Source organism: Streptomyces platensis (assembly GCF_008704855.1).
Classification (GTDB): domain Bacteria; phylum Actinomycetota; class Actinomycetes; order Streptomycetales; family Streptomycetaceae; genus Streptomyces; species Streptomyces platensis.
Genome location: NZ_CP023691.1, coordinates 2,798,740 through 2,816,787, shown reverse-complemented (window position 1 = coordinate 2,816,787; position 18,048 = coordinate 2,798,740). Strand labels below are relative to the sequence as shown.

The following is an 18,048-nucleotide window of genomic DNA, read 5'->3' as shown; positions in this document are numbered from 1 at the left end:
CGCGGTACCGGGTGACCGGTACCGCGCGGCACGTCCGGCCGGGTCAGGCGGTCCCCGCCAGTTCGGCGAGCACCGCGTCCGTCAGCGGCGGCCAGGCCTCGATCGCCCACGGCCCGAAGGCCCGGTCGGCCAGCGCCACACAGGCCGCGCCGGCGTCCGGGTCCACCCACAGGAACGTCCCGGACTGTCCGAAGTGCCCGAACGTACGGGGTGAGGACGACGCGCCCGTCCAGTGCGGTGACTTGCCGTCCCGGATCTCGAAGCCCAGCCCCCAGTCGTTGGGCTTCTGGTGCCCGTAGCCCGGCAGCACACCCGCCAGGCCCGGGAAGACGACCTGCGTCGCGGCCGCCAGCGTCTGCGGGGCGAGCAGCCGGGGCGCCTGGAGCTCGGCCGCGAACCGGATCAGGTCGGCGACCGTGGAGATGCCGTCCTTGGCGGGCGAGCCGGGCAGCTCCGTCGCGGTCATCCCGAGCGGTGCGAGCACCGCCTCGTGCAGATACTGCGCGAAGGGGATATCGGTGGCCTTGGCTATGTGGTCGCCCAGCGCCTCGAAACCGGCGTTGGAGTAGACCCGGCGGGTGCCGGGAGCGGCCATCGGGCGCTGCTCGTCGAAGGCCAGCCCCGAGGTGTGGGCGAGCAGATGACGGACCGTGGACCCCTCGGGCCCGGCCGGTTCGTCCAGCTCGACGGCGCCCTCCTCGACGGCCAGCAGCGCGGCGTACGCGGCCAGCGGCTTGGTCACGGACGCCAGCGGGAAACGCTGCTCCAGGGGGCCGTACGCTCCGGCCACCGACCCATCGGCTCGTACGACGGCGGCCGCAGCGGTGGGCACCGGCCAGTTCTCGATCATCCGCAGGCTCTGCATGCCCACGAGCCTAACGTTCCCAAAATCCGGTCAAGTCTGGTCGTGATCGGCGCTTGCCTGGAGTGCACTCGAAGTCTCTAGCGTTGAAGCCGTCGAGAGGCTTCCGGCGAAATCGCCGGGCGACGTCCGACGTAGGGGAGACGGGGCATGACGGTAACGCAGAGCGAACCGGCAGTGAGCGAGGCGACCGCGACCGGGGGACTGGCGACGGCGGTACGCGACTGCGGCATCGCGCACGCGCATCCACGGCCCACCGGCCGTGACCAGTACACGATCAGCGAGGTGGCGGAGCACACCGGGCTCAGCGCGCACACCCTGCGCTGGTACGAGCGCATCGGCCTGATGCCGCACGTGGACCGCACCCACACCGGGCAGCGGCGCTTCAGCAACCGCGATCTGGACTGGCTGGACCTGGTGGCCAAGCTGCGGCTGACCGGTATGCCGGTCGCCGACATGGTCCGCTACGCCGAGCTGGTGCGGGCCGGTGAGCGCACGTTTCCCGAGCGGCAGCAGCTGCTGACTGCGCACCGCGAGGACGTACGGCAGCGCGTCGCCGAGCTCCAGAGCACGCTGGACGTACTCGACTACAAGATCGAAATCTATGCCGACGCCCGGCGGGCGTCCGAGAGGTTCTGAGGCTCCATGGGGAACGAGAAGATCGAGACGGTCGAGCTGGGCAACGGCGGACCGCGGGTCGGGGTGCAGGGTCTCGGCTGTATGGGCATGAGCTTCGCCTACGGCCCGACGGACGCCGACGAGGCGCGGGCCACGCTGGAGCGCGCACTGGAACTGGGCGTGACGCTCTTCGACACCGCCGACATGTACGGCATGGGGGAGAACGAGAAGTTCATCGCCCCGTTCATCCGGGCCCACCGCGACGAGGTCGTGCTGGCCACCAAGTTCGCGCTGTCCGTTGACCCGGACGACCCGGCCAAGCGCGTCATACGCAACGACCGGGCCTACATCCGCCAGGCCGTCGAGGGCAGCCTCCGGCGCCTGGGCGTGGACGAGATCGACCTGTACTACATGCACCGGCGCGAGGTGAACGTCCCGCTGGAGGAGTCGGTCGGTGCCATGGCCGAGCTCGTCGCCGAGGGCAAGGTGAAGTACCTGGGGCTGAGCGAGGTGACCGGCGGCGAACTGCGTGCGGCGCAGGCCGTGCACCCGATCACGGCGGTCCAGTCCGAGTGGTCGCTGTTCAGCCGGGACATCGAGAACGGTGTGGTGCCGGCGGCAGCCGAGCTCGGCGTCGGTCTCGTGCCGTACTCACCGCTCGGCCGGGGCTTTCTGACCGGTGCGTTCGTGCAGGCCGACAAGGAGCTGGCCGCGGACGACTTCCGGCGTCAGCAGCCCCGCTTCACCGGCGACAACGCCGCCGCCAACGCCGCGCTGCTGGAGCCGGTCCGCGCCATCGCCGAGGCCCATGGCGCCACGCCCGGCCAGATCGCGCTGGCCTGGCTTCAGCAGCAGGCCACGGCCCGCGGGCTGGCCGTCGTCCCGATCCCCGGCACCCGTAAGCGCAGCCGGGTCGAGGAGAACACCGCGGCGACCCGGATCCGGCTGACCGAGCAGGACCTGGCGCAGCTGGAGCCGATCGCCGGGAAGGTCGCGGGGGCGCGGTATGCGGACATGACGTTCACTTCGGCGGGACGGGAGTAGTGGGGGCGGGGCGGGGCCTCGGCGCCCCGCCCTTCGCGGTGCGGCGCGCGCCCCAACGGGTGGGCGCTACGCCAGCCCCAGTGCGAACGCTCCGAATCCGGCGGCCAGGAGGGCGGCGGCGGCCCGGCGGGCCCCGGTGACACCGGTCCAGGGCGCCTCGAAACGGCGGGTCGTGCGGCCGATGAGCAGCAGCGCGGCGGCGAACACCGGCAGCCAGGCGAACCGGGCCAGGAGCCAGCCGAGGCCGTCGGGTGACGCCGTCAGCCCGGGGAACTGCCCCAGGAAGGACGCCGGTACGGCCAGCGAGAGCATCGCCGTCTGGTGCCAGCACAGGATCGTCAGCGCCGAGAGGTTGACCAGCGCCACCGGGGCCCACAGAGCGGGCCGGCGCAGCAGCCGGGCGAGCCGGTCCCGGAGCAGCACCGCCGCGCCGGACTGGGCCGCGGCCAGCGCCAGGACCAGCAGCGACGGCGGGTGGGAGTTCGTCCGGTGCTGCCCGGGGACGCCGACCATGCTCGTCGGGTAGTGGAAGAAGAGCAGCAGCGCGGCGAACACCGCGGCGCCGCCGAGCAGCAGCGACCAGGCGGCGCGGCGGCCGAGCCGCCGCTCGCCCCAGGAGACGCCGAGCTGATAGGCGAACATCCAGCCGGGCAGGAGGTTGAGCAGGCTCAGCCACGGCGGCATCGCCTCCGCGTACGGCCCGTAGCGCAGGAAGTCCACGACGGCCACGGACGCCGCCAGGGGGGCCGCGGCCCAGGCACCCATCCACCGGGCGGCGCGCACACAGCACGGCGTCAGCGCGGTGATCACCGCGTACACGCCGACGAACCACAGCGGCTGGATCACCAGCGTCGCCCCGGTCCGCAGCGTCGCCTCCGGCACGCCCAGCCCGTACAGGAGGGGCAGCAGCATCGCCCAGACGGCCGTCACCCCGAGCACCGGACGGCCCAGCCGCACCAGCCGGCCGCCCAGCCAGGACCGGGTGGACTCGCCCCGCCCGGCGGCGCGCCGCAAGGACAGCACCGACGCGTGCCCGCCCACCAGGAAGAAGATCCCGAGCATCTGGAGGACCCAACTGGCGGGCGCGAGCCCGCCGACGGCGGTCAGCAGGCTGGCGTTGTGCAGCGCGCCCCCGCCGTCCAGGGTGAAGCCGCCGATCAGCCAGTGGCCGACGGGGACGGCGAGCAGTGCCAGCGCCCGCAGACCGTCCAGCGCTCGGTCGCGGTCCGCGGGCGTACGGTCCGCCACGGCCACCGCGGACGCGCCCCTGAAGAGCGGGCGTCTGCGGCGCCGGGCAGTGGTGCGCAGCCAGAGCATGGTGGGTCTCCCTCTCCCGTGGACGGTCCGGAGGGAAACGTAGGAAGAGGGGAGGTGACGCGGCGTCACACCGCGGAGCCGACTCCCGGGGGCTACGGGGGTAGGGGGCCCCGTCCGCGCTCGTCCTCAGGGAGGAGAGACGTGCGGGACGGCGGGCGCTACCGCTCCCCGGGCGAGACCAGCCCCGACTCATACGCGAAGATCACGGCCTGTGCGCGGTCCCGGAGGTCCAACTTGGCGAGCACCCGGCTGACATGGGTCTTCACGGTCTGCTCGGCGACGATCAGCGCATCGGCGATCTCCAGGTTCGACAGCCCGCGGGCGATCAGCTCCAGGACCTCCGTCTCGCGCGGGGTGAGCCCGTTCAGCCGCAGCGCGGGCCGGCCCTTTCGCGCGACCGGTCCCGAGCGGGCGAAATCGGCGATCAGCCGCCGGGTCACGGACGGTGCGAGCAGCGCCTCACCGGCCGCCACCACCCGGACCGCGGAGATCAGATCGGCCGGCGGCGCGTCCTTGAGGAGAAAGCCGGACGCGCCCGCGCGCAGTGCCTCGTAGACATAGTCGTCGACATCGAACGTGGTCAGCATCAGCACCTTCGGACGGTGGGTGACCCCGGCGGGCGGCGCGAGCAGCTGACGGGCCGCCTCCAGCCCGTCCATCTCCGGCATCCGCACATCCATCAGCACCACATCGGGGTGCGTCCGGCGGCTCAGGGCCACGCCCTGCACCCCGTCCGGGGCGTCGCCCACCACATCGATGTCGCTCTGCGCGGCGAGCAGCGCGGCGAAACCCGCACGCACCATGGCCTGGTCGTCGACGATGATCACGCGCGTGGTCATACGGAGTGGGCATCCTTTGTCGTGGAGAGGGGAGACGCCTGGGAAGGCGGCGGGGCGAGGGGGAGCCGGGCGGCGACCCGGAAGCCGCCGTCGGGCAGCGGCCCGGTGTCGAGCGAACCGTCCACCAGCCGGACCCGCTCCCGCATACCGATGAGGCCATGGCCGGTGCCGGTGGTCTCCAGGGGCGCGGAGGGCGCGGACGGCGCGGAGTTGACGATCAGCACGGTCAGCCGTGCGCCGTCCGCGGCCACGGTCACCGACACCCGGGTCGGCGCCCCCGGGGCATGCCGCACCACATTGGCCAGCGCCTCCTGAACGATGCGGTACGCCGACAGATCCACCGCCGGTTCGAGCGCCACCGGCTCCTCCGGCAGCGCCAACTCGACCGGCACACCCGCCCGTACGGTCCCCTCGACCAGTTTTGCCAGCATCCCGATCCCGGGCTGCGGGGTCTTCTCCGGACCGCCCTGCTGCTCCGCCTCCTCGCTGCGCAGCACCCCGAGCAGCCGGCGCATCTCCGCCAGCGACTCCCGGGCGGTCGCCGCGATCGCCCCGAACTCCTCCTCGGCCTCCCCGGGCAGCCCGCTGATGCGGTACGGCGCGCTGGCCGCCTGGACGGTGATCACCGACATGTGGTGGGCGACGACATCGTGCAGCTCACGGGCGATCCGGGTGCGCTCCTCCAGCAGCGTCCGGCGGGCGCGCTCGGCTTCGCTGATGGTCTCCTGCTCGATCAACTTGCGCTGGGCATCGCCGCGTTCGCGCAGTGTGGCGCCCATCATCAGCACCACACCGGTGAGGACGAACATGAGCACCCAGGTGTTGTTGCTGCGGTCGGGGGTGAACACCTGGGAGAGCAGGCCCGCCACACCGGTCGTCAGCCAGACGGCGGTCAGGGTGCGCCGGCGCTCGCGCAGGGACAGCGCCAGCATCAGGGCGAGATAGCCGACGATCTCCATGGGCGGCCAGGGCCAGGCGCGGCCCGCGACACCGTCGGCGCCGATCAGCGCCACGGCACCGAGCACATCCGCCGCGAAGATCACCCACCAGGCCTGGAGCGGCCGGGTCACCGCGAGCAGCAACGGCACGGTCTGCGCGGTGGCGAGCGCACCGACCAGCCCGCCCTCCAGGCCGTAGTCGTTGCCGAGGACATTGATGCTGGTCGGCAGCAGGGACACCGCGAACCCGAACGCGACCACATAGGGCAGGCGGCGCAGCCAGGGACTCCGGACGCTGCCCAGCAGCGGGGTGCCGGGCTCGGTCGGGGTGCCGAGCTCCACGGCCAGGACGCGCAGCGCCTGCCGTGCGGCGCGCAGCACCCGTTGCCGGGCCGGCTCACGCCCAGGGCGCGGAGCCGGCCCACGGTCGGGGGTGGAAGCTCGTACAGTCATCGCGCCCTCCATCTAAGCGGAGCGCGACGGCGTCGGCGTCATACCAGGGGCCGGACTTCCGCCCCGTACCACGGTATGAGTCCGTGCCTGGTCAACGGCCCGCGCTCGCGCGCTGATCCGGACGAGATGCCTACAGCTCCGCCAGCAGTTCGGCCTTCTTCGTGCTGAACTCGTCGTCGGTCAGCAGACCGGCGCCGTGCAGCTCGCCGAGGTGCCGTATCCGGTCCGCGATGTCCGCGGGATCGCGGCGCGTCTCCCCGGTCCGGTGGCGTACCGGCGCGCCCTCCGGTGTCTCCTGCACCTGCTCGGCGGCGCGTACGGCCTGGAGCACCGAGGCCGCGAACGGCAGCGACTCGTGCACCGGGCCGTACCCCAGCCCGAACACCACGGCGGCCGGATCCTGGTCCGCCTCGCCCGTTTCCGGCTCGCGGGCCCCGCGCTCCAACAGGCGCAGATAGCCGTTGAGGATCTCCGGCGACCGCCATTCGACCCCGGCCAACTCGCCGACGGGGAACGTCTGGTCGCCGCACTTCCACTTGGCCGAGGACGCACCTGTCCAGAACCACCGGAAGGCGACCGCGTGCCCGTCGAAGGACGCCTTGCCGTCGTACGCCTTGAAGTGCAGCGGGGGCTCCGGCGCGGCCACCAGATGGCGGTCGGCGGGCTCCTTCGCATCGGGGCCGAGCACGGTGCGCAGCTCGTCGGCGTAGTACTCGGCCAGCGTCTCGCGGTCGGCCGGCAGCACCAGCCGATAGGGGTCGGAGTCCTCCTTGAGCTGCCCGTTCGCCGCTTCCATCAGGGGATCGGCGCCGTGCCGGGGCATGGCGTGCAGCACCACCGTGCCACGTCTGCCCCCGGTCACCTCGACGGAACTCAGCGCCTCGTACGGAATACGTCGCTCGCCGAGCGCCTGGAACAGCTTCGGCCTGCGGATCCCCCGTTCGAAGCGGATGAGTACGGAGTCCGTGTCGAACTCCCAGACGGCATGAAAACCGGCCAGCACATCACCCATGCGGCTCATCGTATGCGGGCGGTTACCCACTCGTCCCCCTTCCTGACGCGTCGGGGGGCACCGGCGAAGCGGCGCGTATCACTCCGGTCACCCGCGCTGCCTCCCGTCCCGGTGGACGTCACGGCAGTACGGCGCAGTTCCCGCGGGTACGGCCCGTCCCCGGGCGCCGGGCCGTACCCGCGGCCCGCCGGACGGTGCCTTCGCGGCCCTCAGACCAGCTCGGTGCGGCACTGCGGGTCGTCGGACGCACAGTCGACGGTGTCCGTCGCGCCGACCCCGACCAGCGCGAAGTTGCGCAGGCTGCGGGTGCCCGGCGCGAAGTACCCGGCGTGCCCGACGGCGCCGTCGGCCGACAGGATCCGGGAGCCGAAGGACGGATCGACCGGGTCGGCGCCGTGGCCGAGCCCGCCGACCTCCAGGTTGGGGATGTCCTGGATCCAGTCGTCGGAGTCCCGCATCGCCCAGACCCGGGCCTGGGTGCCCAGCCTGGCGCGGTTCTCGGCCCGCATACCGGGGCTGCCGGCCACCGCGATGTCCCCGACGTTGGACGGCAGGTCCCGGGCCGCGACCCCGCACACCACGGAGCCGTAGCTGTGGCAGAAGAGCGAGACGGTGTCGGACGAGGGCAGCGAGTTCACCAGGGCGCGCAGCCGGACCGCACCGTCCGCGGCGAGCTTCCCGGTGGCGGCCTCGACGCCGATACCGGGGGGCGAGGTGAAGTCGGCCCAGGCGATCACGGCCGTACGGGCGCTCGGCCGGGCCTCCCGCTCGGCGCCGTAGAGGGCGCGCGCCATGCCGACCGGGGCGGTGGTCGCCCGAGCGGTGCGCTCGAAGGTCGTCAGGTTGGTGTCCACGCCGGGCACCACGACGGACACCCGGTGGGCCGCCGGGAGATTGCCGAAGACCTCGGCGGCCCGGCCGCCGCCGGCCGGATCGAAGGCCAGGATCTGCCGGCCGGGGCTCATCATCGAGGCGAGGCGGTGCATCAGCCGGCCCGCCTCCTGACGGCCGACGGGGGTGAGCCGCTGGTCGTTCATCCGGCGCTTCTCGACGCGCCGGGCGTCGTCGATCGCCGTCCGGTTGGCGCGGTAGCGCAGCTTCACGGGGGCGCCGCCCATATTGCCCACGACCAGCGGATAACGGTCGGAGAGCTGCTGCTTCTCGGCCCGGCTGAGGGTGGCGAAGAAGGCCCGGAGCGCGGCCGGCGGACCCTGGGGGTCGGGCAGCGGGCGTCCGAGGAAGGTGGCGTGCTGCCAGGAGTTCCTGGCCGTGGCCAACGGGTTGGTGTCCTCCGTGCTGCCTCTGACTGCCGTCCAGCCCGTTATGGCGAGCATGACGAAGACCACCGCCAGAGCGAGGGCGGCACGCCAGGCCGTGGACTGAAGGACACCGGAGGAGGGGCCGAGGCCCGAGAAGGAATTCACCGCGAGCCACCCTAGGAGACGTGAGAGGGCGCTCGCTGTGACCGTGAGTGATATCACGTTTCACGGTGGGTATTTCGACCAAAACGGACACGATCCATAGATTTCCGGTGCTCAGCCGTGCAGGGGCGGTCTCATGAGGTGTCGATCATGATCGCTTAGCGAAGGCTTTTCGTCACGGAGGGTGGTGAAAGGTGTCATCGGCGGAGCCATCGATTCCGCCCGGCCCGGTGCGCCCGCCGGGCTCGTCGCCGGTGCGCTCAGCGCGCGCGCCAGTCGTCCTCCATCGCCGGCCCGATGTGGTCCAGGTACGACGTGGTCAGCTCGTGGATCGACGCCACGCTGCACTCCTGACCCTCGCCCCACACCTGGCCCGCCACCCGCATCACCCCGCAGAACGCGGCGACCAGCACCCGCGGCCGGGGATCGGTGTCCACATCCAGTCCCTCGCGCCGGGCGATCAGCCGCGCTATCTGCTCCTCCATTTCGGAGGAGCGCCGCAGATGCACGGCAATCAGGGCGGGCGTCGACTCGATCATCCGGAACGAGCGCATGTACAGCTCGACCGGGATCACCGACTCGATGGCGCCGCCGATGTCGTCCCAGGCCACCGTCACGGCGCTGCGCAGGGCGGTCAGCGGCGCCTCCGCCGCGGGTCGCTCGGCCAGCACTTCGAGGAAGCGCGCCTCGACCATCTCCTGGACGGCGAAGGCGACGTCCTCCTTGTTCGCGAAGTAGCGGAAGTACGTCCGCTGGGAGACATCCACCGCCTCCGCGATCTCGTCGATCGTCGTCGTCTCGTATCCCTGCTCCGTGAACAGTTCGAGCGCCGCGCGGATCAGCGCGTCGCGGGTGCGCTGCTTCTTGCGTTCCCGCAGGCCCGCGGGCGCCGAATGCGGCGTCGGGGTCGCCATCCTGAGCCGCCTTTCCGTGGTGTTCTCGCTGCTCAGGTTACCTGTGAGCGAGGTGACAGTTACCGACTTATGAAATGCTTTGTCAACTGTCAGTGGCTGCCATTAGCCTCGTCGTATGAGTTCTCAGACCCCGGTCGCCGAAGCGGCGCCGGACCTCCCCGTACCGGCTCCCCCCAAGGGGCTGCGCGGTCATCCGTGGCTGACCCTCTTCTCCGTCGCCATCGGCGTCATGATGGTCGCCCTGGACGGCACGATCGTCGCCATCGCCAACCCGGCCATCAAGCAGGACCTCGGCGCCTCGCTCGCCGACGTGCAGTGGATCACCAACGGCTACATGCTCGCGCTGGCCATCGCACTGATCACCGCGGGCAAGCTGGGTGACCGCTTCGGCCACCGCCAGACCTTCCTCATCGGCATCCTCGGTTTCGCCGCCGCCTCCGCCGCCATCGGGTTCTCCGGGGAGGTCGCGCTGGTCATCACCTTCCGGGTGCTCCAGGGCCTGTTCGGTGCGCTGCTGATGCCCGCCGCGCTGGGGCTGCTGCGTGCCACCTTCCCGGCGGAGAAGCTCAACATGGCGATCGGCATCTGGGGCATGGTCATCGGCGCCTCCACCGCCGGCGGCCCGATAGTCGGCGGACTGCTGGTCGAGCACGTCAACTGGCAGTCCGTGTTCTTCATCAACGTCCCGGTCGGTGTGCTGGCCCTCGTCCTCGGCCTGGTGATCCTCAAGGACCACCGCGCGGAGAACGCCCCCCGCTCGTTCGACATCCCGGGCATCGTGCTGCTCTCCGGCGCGATGTTCTGCCTCATCTGGCCGCTGATCAAGGCGGGGGAGTGGCACTGGGACAGCATGAAGACCTGGGGCTTCCTGATCGCCTCCGTGGTCCTCTTCGCGCTGTTCGCCCTCCTGGAGAGCAAGGTCCGCGCACCGCTCATCCCGCTGCGGATGTTCCGCTCCCTGCCGCTGACCGCCGGCACCGTCCTGATGGTGCTGATGGCCTTCGCCTTCATGGGCGGCCTGTTCTTCGTGACGTTCTACCTCCAGAACGTGCACGGCATGACGCCCGTCGACAGCGGCCTGCACCTGCTGCCGCTCACCGGCATGATGATCGTCGGCTCGCCGCTGGCCGGCGCCCTGATCACCAAGTTCGGCCCGCGCATCCCGCTGGTCGGCGGCATGGTCCTCACCGCCGTCGCCATGTACGGCATGTCCGGCCTCGACACCGGCACGGGCACCGGCCTGATGTCCCTCTGGTTCGCGCTGCTCGGCCTGGGCCTCGCGCCCGTCATGGTCGGCGCCACCGAGGTCATCGTCGGCAACGCCCCGCTGGAGCTCTCCGGTGTCGCCGGCGGCCTCCAGCAGGCCGCGATGCAGGTCGGTGGCAGCCTCGGTACGGCAGTGCTCGGCGCGGTGATGGCCTCCCGCGTCGACAGCGACCTCCCGGACAACTGGCGGTCGGCCGGCCTCCCGCCGGTCCCGCCCGCCCAGTCGTCCCAGCTCTCCGACGCGGTCTCGGCCGGTATCGCCCCGATCCCGAAGGGCACCCCGCCGGAGTTCGCCCAGAAGATCACCTCCGTCGCCCACGACACCTTCGTCTCCGGCATGGCCCAGGCCTTCACGGTCGCCTGTGGTGTGGCGGTCCTCGCGGCGGTCGTCGCCTTCTTCACCAAGCGCGGCGCGAACGCCGAGGCGGGCGCCGGCGTCGGCCACATCTGACCGGCGGCCCCGGCGGTACGGCGCCTGCGCTGCGGAGCGACGTAGGCCGGCCGGCCCGGCCCCGGCGCGCGGCACGTACGAGGTTCCCTCCTCGTACGCACCGCGCGCCGTCGGCCTTTCCCGGCCCGTGCCACGGCCTCACCGCACCCCGCCCGTCAACCAGCTGCCCGGCTCGCCATCCGGCCCCATCCGCCATGGCCCAGGCGGCAGTTGACCCGGCCCGGTCGGCCGAATCCCTCATCCTGATGAGCCGGACCGGGAACCCCGTTCCTCCACTACAGCGCGCGGGGCGCCACGTGCGGCCACCGCACCCCGGCAGGCACCGGGCGGAACGGTTCCGCGGCCCGCCCGCGCCGCCCCGCCGGACGTCAACCTCGCGCACCGGCCGCCGCGCCCCGGCTCCGTTGGCTGTCCACATACCTGATCCGGGTGGTGGCGCCGCCACGGGCTTTGCATCCGCACCCCGCCCTCGCGAAGCTCGATGACGAACCCGCCGCGGGCAACCGGTCCGCCGCGAGGCCTCAGCGTCGTACTCCACGGGGGAGATTTCATGCGCCTGCACACGTTCCGGACCACCGCGCTGCTCACCGGCCTGCTGGCCGCATTGACCGCGGCACTCGCCGCTCCGCCCACCCTCGGCACCCCGGCCGCCCATGCGGCCGGCGGCCGTCGCACCGCCGCCTCCGGCGCCTGTGACGCGGGTCAGCTCTGCCTCTGGCCGAAGGCAGACTTCGGCGGCGGCCGGCGGACCTACGAGCTGTCCGGCACCGATATCGAGAGCTGCGTCCCCCTGCCCAAGGGGAGCAGCGCCGCCGCCCTCGCCAACCGCACCGGCCGGCCGGTCACCACCTACCAGAGCGGGGAGTGCGCCGAGACCGCCGAGTTCGACACCTATCCGGGCGGCGGCAGCTGGGTGCCCCGATCCCCGTACCGGGTAAGGGCGTTCAAGGTATGGGAGCGCTGACCCGGCGGTCCGTGGGCCCGCCGCCGCCCGCCCGTACACCCCGCCGCACAGCACCGCGCCCCCCGACCGGCGAAGGGCGCTGGTCGGGGGGCGCGGCGGAGGCGCTGCGGCGGCAGGCCGCGGAGAGGTCAGGCGTCGCCGCCGGCCTCACCCGCGTCGGCGGCCGTGACGTCCAGGAGCTGGTAGCGGTCGATCGCCTGCTTCAGCAGCGACCGGTCGACCTTGCCCTCCTTGGCGAGCTCGGTGAGCACGCCCAGGACGATGGACTGCGGGTCGATGTGGAAGAAGCGGCGGGCCGCACCACGGGTGTCCGCGAAGCCGAAGCCATCGGCACCCAGCGACTGGTACGTGCCGGGAACCCAGCGCGCGATCTGGTCCGGAACCGCACGCATCCAGTCCGACACCGCGACCTTCGGGCCCTCGGCGCCCTGGAGCTTCTGCGTCACGTACGGGACGCGCTGCTCCTCCTCCGGGTGCAGAAGGTTGTGCTCCTCGATCTCCACCGCGTCGCGGCGCAGCTCGTTCCAGGACGTCGCCGACCAGACATCGGCCTTGACGTTCCACTCGTCCGCGAGGATCTGCTGGGCCTCGATCGCCCACGGCACCGCCACACCCGAGGCGAGGATCTGGGCGGTGTGCTCGCCCTTCTCGCCGGGCTTGACGCGGTGCAGACCCTTGAGGATCCCCTCGGCGTCGACATCGGCCGGCTCCGCGGGGTGCTGGATCGGCTCGTTGTAGACGGTCAGGTAGTAGAAGATGTCCTCGGCGTTCTCGCCGTACATCCGGCGCAGACCGTCCTTGACGATGTGCGCGATCTCGTAGCCGTAGGCCGGGTCGTAGGCGACACAGGCCGGGTTGGTCGAGGCCAGCAGCTGGGAGTGGCCGTCCGCGTGCTGGAGACCCTCACCGGTCAGCGTCGTACGGCCGGCGGTGGCGCCGAGCACGAAGCCGCGGGCGAGCTGGTCGGCCATCTGCCAGAACTGGTCACCGGTGCGCTGGAACCCGAACATCGAGTAGAAGACATAGACCGGGATCAGCGGCTCGCCGTGCGTCGCATAGGCGGAACCCGCCGCGATCAGCGACGCCGTGCAGCCCGCCTCGGTGATGCCGTCGTGCAGCATCTGGCCGGTCGGCGACTCCTTGTAGGCCAGGAGCAGTTCGCGGTCGACCGACTCGTACTGCTGGCCCAGCGGGTTGTAGATCTTGGCCGACGGGAAGAACGCGTCCATACCGAAGGTGCGGTACTCGTCCGGCGCGATCGGCACGAAACGCTTGCCGATCTCCTTGTCCCGCATCAGGTCCTTCAGGACCCGGACGAACGCCATGGTCGTGGCGATCTTCTGCTGCCCCGAGCCCTTCTTGGCGCCCGCGTAGGCCTTGTCGTCCGGCAGCTTCAGCGGCTCGGCGCGCACGACGCGGGTGGGCACATAGCCGCCCAGGCCCTTACGGCGGTCGTGCATGTACTGGATCTCTTCGGAGTCGCGGCCCGGGTGGTAGTACGGCGGCAGGCCGTCCTCCAGGTCCTTGTCCGGGATCGGCAGGTGCAGCCGGTCACGGAAGCCCTTGAGGTCCTCGACCGTCAGCTTCTTCATCTGGTGGGTCGCGTTGCGGCCCTCGAAGTTCGGACCGAGCGTCCAGCCCTTGACGGTCTGCGCGAGGATCACCGTCGGCTGGCCCTTGTGGGCCTTGGCCGCCGCGTACGCCGCGTAGATCTTCTTGTGGTCGTGACCGCCGCGGCCCAGGTGCAGGATCTGGTCGTCGGTCATGTTCTCGACCATCGCGCGCAGCCGGTGGTCGTCACCGAAGAAGTGCTCGCGGATGTACGAACCGGTCTCGGTGGCGTACGTCTGGAACTGGCCGTCGGGGGTGGTGTTGAGCTTGTTGACCAGGATGCCGTCGCGGTCCTGCGCGAGCAGCGGGTCCCAGCTGCGGTCCCACACCAGCTTGATCACGTTCCAGCCGGCGCCGCGGAACTGCGACTCCAGCTCCTGCATGATCTTGCCGTTACCGCGGACCGGGCCGTCGAGGCGCTGGAGGTTGCAGTTGACGACGAAGGTCAGGTTGTCCAGGCCCTCACGGGCGGCGATGGACAGCTGGCCGAGCGACTCGGGCTCGTCCATCTCGCCGTCACCGAGGTACGCCCAGACGTGCGACTTGGAGGTGTCGGCGATGCCGCGCGCCTCCATGTAGCGGTTCATCCGCGCCTGGTAGATCGCACCGAGCGGGCCGAGGCCCATGGAGACGGTCGGGAACTCCCAGAAGTCCGGCATCAGCCGCGGGTGCGGGTAGCTGGACAGCCCGTCCGGAGCCTTGGACTTCTCCTGCCGGAAGGCGTCGAGCTGGCCCTCGGACAGCCGGTCCAGGAGGTACGCGCGGGCGTAGACACCGGGCGAGGCATGGCCCTGGAAGAAGATCTGGTCGCCGCCGTCGCCCTGGTCCTTGCCCCGGAAGAAGTGGTTGAAGCCCACGTCGTAGAGGGAGGCGGAGGAGGCGAAGGTGGCGATGTGGCCGCCGACGCCGATGCCCGGACGCTGGGCGCGCGAGACCATCACGGCGGCGTTCCACCGGGTCGCGTTCAGGACCTTGCGCTCGATCTCCTCGTTGCCCGGGAAGAACGGCTCGTCCTTGGTCGCGATGGTGTTGACGTAGTCCGTGCTGCGCATCTCGGGCACGGCCACACGCTTCTCGCGGGCGCGCTCGATCAGGCGGAGCATGAGGTAGCGGGCACGTTCCCGGCCTCGCTCGTCGACGGCCGCGTCGAGCGAGTCGAGCCATTCCTGGGTTTCTTCGGGATCGAAGTCCGGGACCTGGCTGGGAAGGCCGCCAATGATGATCGGGTTTCGATCGGATCCGGAAGCCACGCTGTTCCTTCGTGTTCGGTTCGTGTCGTGCCCGGCAAGATTTTGATGCTGCGCACGGACGAATGCTGTCTCTGCCTTGGTGTCGCGCCGTCTTCCATCGTGTACCGAGCCACACGGATACGTCACCTCTACTGATGGGTAACCCATCCGTAGAGAGATGGCGCTGAAAAGGCCGATTTCTTTGGTCGGCCAAATCGCAACCATACGCCCACCTCGAAAGTGCTTCGCGTACGGACGTGCGGACCCCGAAATCAGGTCCGCGAGCCGCGGCCGCCCCCCGAAGGGACCAGTCCCGCGCCAGTACCCGATAAACCCTGGAGAACGCTGTGGCGTGAATCACTTCGGCCTGTCCTGCCGGGGTCGTGGTTGCGGCGAGACGCGTCCAAACGTCACCGTTTCGGCGGTCTGGACCGCCGGGTACTTGCGCGATCCGCCCGGCCCGTGTGGACTACGCCCAATGCTCCGCGCACGCGCGGGGTCCCCGAGCATTTCCGAAACATGACAGGAGGCAATCCGTGAGCGCGACCGCGGACCACGCGGAGGAGCGGACCAACCCTGCCGCCAGGCTTGGGTTCGAGCCCGGACAGGTGGTCCAGGAGATCGGTTTCGACGACGACGTCGATCAGGATCTCCGCGAAGGCATTGAGACCGTGATCGGCCAGGATCTCGTCGACGAGGACTACGACGACGTCTGCGACGTCGTCGTGCTGTGGTTCCGCGACGAGGACGGCGACCTCACGGACGCGCTGGTGGACGCCATCGGCCTGATCGACGAGGGCGGGCAGATCTGGCTGCTGACCCCGAAGACCGGCCGTGAGGGATACGTCGAGCCGAGCGACATCAATGAGGCCGCGCAGACCGCGGGTCTGTCCCAGACCAAGAGCATCAACGCGGCCAAGGACTGGACCGGCAGCCGCCTGGTCACACCCAAGTCCGGCAAGCGCTGAGCCACACCGACTCGACGTTCGCCACCGAGCCCCCTCCGCCTGTTCCGGAGGGGGCTCGGCCCTGTTCAGGAGGGGTTCCCCGGGCGTGCACCGCTGCGCGTAGGGTTGGTCGCGTCCTGTTGAGAGTGAGCGGAAGGGAAGCACCCCATGGCGATCGAGGTCGGCACGAAGGCTCCGGATTTCGAGCTGAAGAACCAGCACGGCGAGCTGGTCAAGCTCTCCGACTTCCGCGGCGAGAAGGCCGTCGTCCTCCTCTTCTACCCCTTCGCCTTCACCGGTGTGTGCACCGGCGAGCTCTGCGCGCTCCGTGACGAGCTGCCGGCGTTCGTCAACGACGAGGTCCAGCTGCTGGCCGTCTCCAACGACTCCCCGTTCTCGCTGCGCGTCTTCGCCGAGCAGGAGGGCCTGGAGTACCCGCTGCTGTCCGACTTCTGGCCGCACGGCGAGGCCTCGCGGGCGTACGGCGTCTTCGACGAGGAGAAGGGCTGCGCGGTGCGCGGCACCTTCATCATCGACAAGGAGGGTGTGGTGCGCTGGACGGTCGTCAACGGCCTGCCCGACGCCCGCGACCTGAACGACTACGTCAAGGCGCTCGGCAACCTCTGAGCCGGCGCCCGGCCCCAGCCGTCGCTGCGCCCACCGGGCCGACATACGCATGATCCAGGTGCGATATCTGCAATCGGTGGGAACCGGTCACTAGGATCAATTCGTTGATCCGATGCCATGCACGATGGGGGCGCAGGTACCCCTCGAATCTATGGGAGGACTCGTGGGAGTCAGCCTCAGCAAGGGCGGCAACGTCTCGCTGACGAAGGAAGCCCCCAACCTGACCGCCGTCATCGTCGGTCTGGGCTGGGATGCGCGTACCACCACCGGTACGGACTTCGACCTGGACGCCAGCGCCATGCTGACGAACGACCAGGGCAAGGTGGCCAACGACCAGAATTTCGTGTTCTTCAACAACCTGAAGAGCCCGGACGGTTCGGTCGAGCACACCGGTGACAACATCACCGGTGAGGGTGAGGGCGACGACGAGCAGATCAAGGTGAATCTGGCCGCTGTGCCGGCCGATGTCGCCAAGATCGTCTTCCCGGTGTCGATCTACGACGCCGAGACCCGCCAGCAGAGCTTCGGCCAGGTCCGCAACGCCTTCATCCGCGTGGTCAACCAGGCCGACAACAATGAGCTGGCGCGCTACGACCTGAGCGAGGACGCCTCGACCGAGACCGCCATGGTCTTCGGTGAGCTGTACCGCAACGGTGCCGAGTGGAAGTTCCGGGCCATCGGCCAGGGCTACGCCTCGGGCCTGCGCGGCATCGCCCAGGACTTCGGCGTCAACGTCTGACCGGCCGGATCCGAGGTCCGATCGTCGACGTCCGGCCGGGCAGCACTGCCGTAGCGGCTGTCCGGGCCAGGAACCACCGCGTCCGGCGCCGTATGTCCCTGTCCGGGGAGTGCGGCGCCGGACGCGCTTGAACGAGGGTTGCGGGCCGCGCGCCGGGCGGGCCCGCACCGACACCGGGGAGGAAGCGAACGATGAGCGTCACGCTTGCCAAGGGGGGCAATGTCTCCCTGTCCAAGGCCGCGCCGAATCTCACGCAGATCATGGTCGGTCTCGGCTGGGACGCGCGGTCCACGACCGGAGCACCGTTCGACCTGGACGCCAGCGCGCTGCTGTGCGGGTCGGGCCGGGTGCTGGGGGACGAGTACTTCGTCTTCTACAACAACCTCAAGAGTCCCGAGGGCTCCGTCGAGCACACCGGGGACAACCTCACCGGCGAAGGTGAGGGCGACGACGAGTCGATTCTGGTGGATCTCTCCCAGGTGCCCGAGCAGGTCGACAAGATCGTCTTTCCGGTCTCGATCCATGAAGCCGATCTGCGGGGCCAGAGCTTCGGCCAGGTCAGCAACGCTTTCATCCGGATCGTCAATCAGGCCGACGGCAGCGAACTCGCCCGCTACGACCTCAGCGAGGACGCCTCCGGCGAAACCGCGATGATCTTCGGTGAGGTGTATCGCTACAAGGGCGAATGGAAGTTCCGGGCGGTGGGGCAGGGGTACGCGTCGGGTCTCCGGGGCATCGCTCTAGACTTCGGGGTCAACGTTTCGTAAAGCGCCGCGCGCTGCGCGCGGGGGACCCC

At 70.6% G+C, this 18,048-nt stretch carries 16 protein-coding genes; 8 read left to right on the top strand and 8 right to left on the bottom strand.

Going from position 1 to position 18,048, the window contains the following annotated elements:
* Positions 1–43: 43 nt before the first annotated feature.
* Positions 44–865, bottom strand: a complete 822-nt coding sequence (locus CP981_RS12325) for a serine hydrolase domain-containing protein (RefSeq protein ID WP_085926221.1) — start codon at positions 863–865, stop codon at positions 44–46.
* A gap of 147 nt (positions 866–1,012) precedes the next feature.
* On the opposite strand from CP981_RS12325, the gene CP981_RS12320 reads away from it, so the two are divergent.
* Positions 1,013–1,501: a MerR family transcriptional regulator gene (locus tag CP981_RS12320; RefSeq protein ID WP_107429549.1), complete on the top strand. Its 489-nt coding sequence runs from the start codon at positions 1,013–1,015 to the stop codon at positions 1,499–1,501.
* Between the two features lie 6 nt (positions 1,502–1,507).
* On the top strand, positions 1,508–2,524 hold the full coding sequence (locus tag CP981_RS12315; RefSeq protein WP_085926176.1) for an aldo/keto reductase: 1,017 nt from the start codon (positions 1,508–1,510) through the stop codon (positions 2,522–2,524).
* 66 nt (positions 2,525–2,590) lie between these two features.
* On the opposite strand, the gene CP981_RS12310 is transcribed toward CP981_RS12315, so the two are convergent.
* From CP981_RS12310 to CP981_RS12285, 6 genes are all read right to left on the bottom strand, one after another.
* Positions 2,591–3,841 carry an acyltransferase family protein gene (locus CP981_RS12310; protein ID WP_244329634.1) on the bottom strand — a complete coding sequence of 417 codons (1,251 nt, stop codon included), beginning with the start codon at positions 3,839–3,841 and terminating at the stop codon, positions 2,591–2,593.
* 158 nt (positions 3,842–3,999) lie between these two features.
* A complete protein-coding gene (locus CP981_RS12305) occupies positions 4,000–4,680 on the bottom strand; it encodes a response regulator (RefSeq protein ID WP_042154348.1) in 681 nt (226 codons plus the stop codon).
* Positions 4,677–6,071: a sensor histidine kinase gene (locus tag CP981_RS12300; RefSeq protein WP_085926177.1), complete on the bottom strand. Its 1,395-nt coding sequence runs from the start codon at positions 6,069–6,071 to the stop codon at positions 4,677–4,679. The genes CP981_RS12305 and CP981_RS12300 overlap by 4 nt, the downstream gene beginning before the upstream one ends.
* Positions 6,072–6,201: 130 nt before the next feature.
* Positions 6,202–7,083, bottom strand: coding sequence for a DUF4429 domain-containing protein (locus CP981_RS12295; RefSeq protein ID WP_085926224.1), 882 nt, complete (start codon positions 7,081–7,083; stop codon positions 6,202–6,204).
* A 209-nt stretch (positions 7,084–7,292) separates the two neighbouring features.
* Positions 7,293–8,507 (bottom strand): alpha/beta hydrolase, encoded by a 1,215-nt coding sequence (locus tag CP981_RS12290; RefSeq protein WP_085926178.1) that lies wholly within the window; start codon positions 8,505–8,507, stop codon positions 7,293–7,295.
* A 257-nt stretch (positions 8,508–8,764) separates the two neighbouring features.
* Positions 8,765–9,418 carry a TetR/AcrR family transcriptional regulator gene (locus CP981_RS12285; protein WP_085926179.1) on the bottom strand — a complete coding sequence of 218 codons (654 nt, stop codon included), beginning with the start codon at positions 9,416–9,418 and terminating at the stop codon, positions 8,765–8,767.
* A 115-nt stretch (positions 9,419–9,533) separates the two neighbouring features.
* Between CP981_RS12285 and CP981_RS12280 the strand changes: the two genes are divergently transcribed.
* Together CP981_RS12280 and CP981_RS12275 are read left to right on the top strand one after the other, a co-directional pair.
* Positions 9,534–11,135 (top strand): MFS transporter, encoded by a 1,602-nt coding sequence (locus tag CP981_RS12280; protein ID WP_085926180.1) that lies wholly within the window; start codon positions 9,534–9,536, stop codon positions 11,133–11,135.
* 550 nt (positions 11,136–11,685) lie between these two features.
* Positions 11,686–12,099: a peptidase inhibitor family I36 protein gene (locus CP981_RS12275; protein ID WP_085926181.1), complete on the top strand. Its 414-nt coding sequence runs from the start codon at positions 11,686–11,688 to the stop codon at positions 12,097–12,099.
* A gap of 128 nt (positions 12,100–12,227) precedes the next feature.
* Here the strand turns inward: CP981_RS12275 and aceE are convergent, their stop codons facing one another.
* Positions 12,228–14,960 carry a pyruvate dehydrogenase (acetyl-transferring), homodimeric type gene (gene aceE, locus CP981_RS12270; RefSeq protein WP_085926182.1) on the bottom strand — a complete coding sequence of 911 codons (2,733 nt, stop codon included), beginning with the start codon at positions 14,958–14,960 and terminating at the stop codon, positions 12,228–12,230.
* A 515-nt stretch (positions 14,961–15,475) separates the two neighbouring features.
* Between aceE and CP981_RS12265 the strand changes: the two genes are divergently transcribed.
* From CP981_RS12265 to CP981_RS12250, 4 genes are all read left to right on the top strand, one after another.
* Positions 15,476–15,907, top strand: coding sequence for a DUF3052 domain-containing protein (locus CP981_RS12265; protein ID WP_085926183.1), 432 nt, complete (start codon positions 15,476–15,478; stop codon positions 15,905–15,907).
* A 147-nt stretch (positions 15,908–16,054) separates the two neighbouring features.
* Positions 16,055–16,513, top strand: a complete 459-nt coding sequence (locus tag CP981_RS12260) for a peroxiredoxin (RefSeq protein WP_085926184.1) — start codon at positions 16,055–16,057, stop codon at positions 16,511–16,513.
* A 163-nt stretch (positions 16,514–16,676) separates the two neighbouring features.
* Positions 16,677–17,252, top strand: a complete 576-nt coding sequence (locus CP981_RS12255) for a TerD family protein (protein ID WP_085926185.1) — start codon at positions 16,677–16,679, stop codon at positions 17,250–17,252.
* A gap of 191 nt (positions 17,253–17,443) precedes the next feature.
* Positions 17,444–18,019, top strand: coding sequence for a TerD family protein (locus CP981_RS12250; protein WP_085926186.1), 576 nt, complete (start codon positions 17,444–17,446; stop codon positions 18,017–18,019).
* Positions 18,020–18,048: the final 29 nt, after the last annotated feature.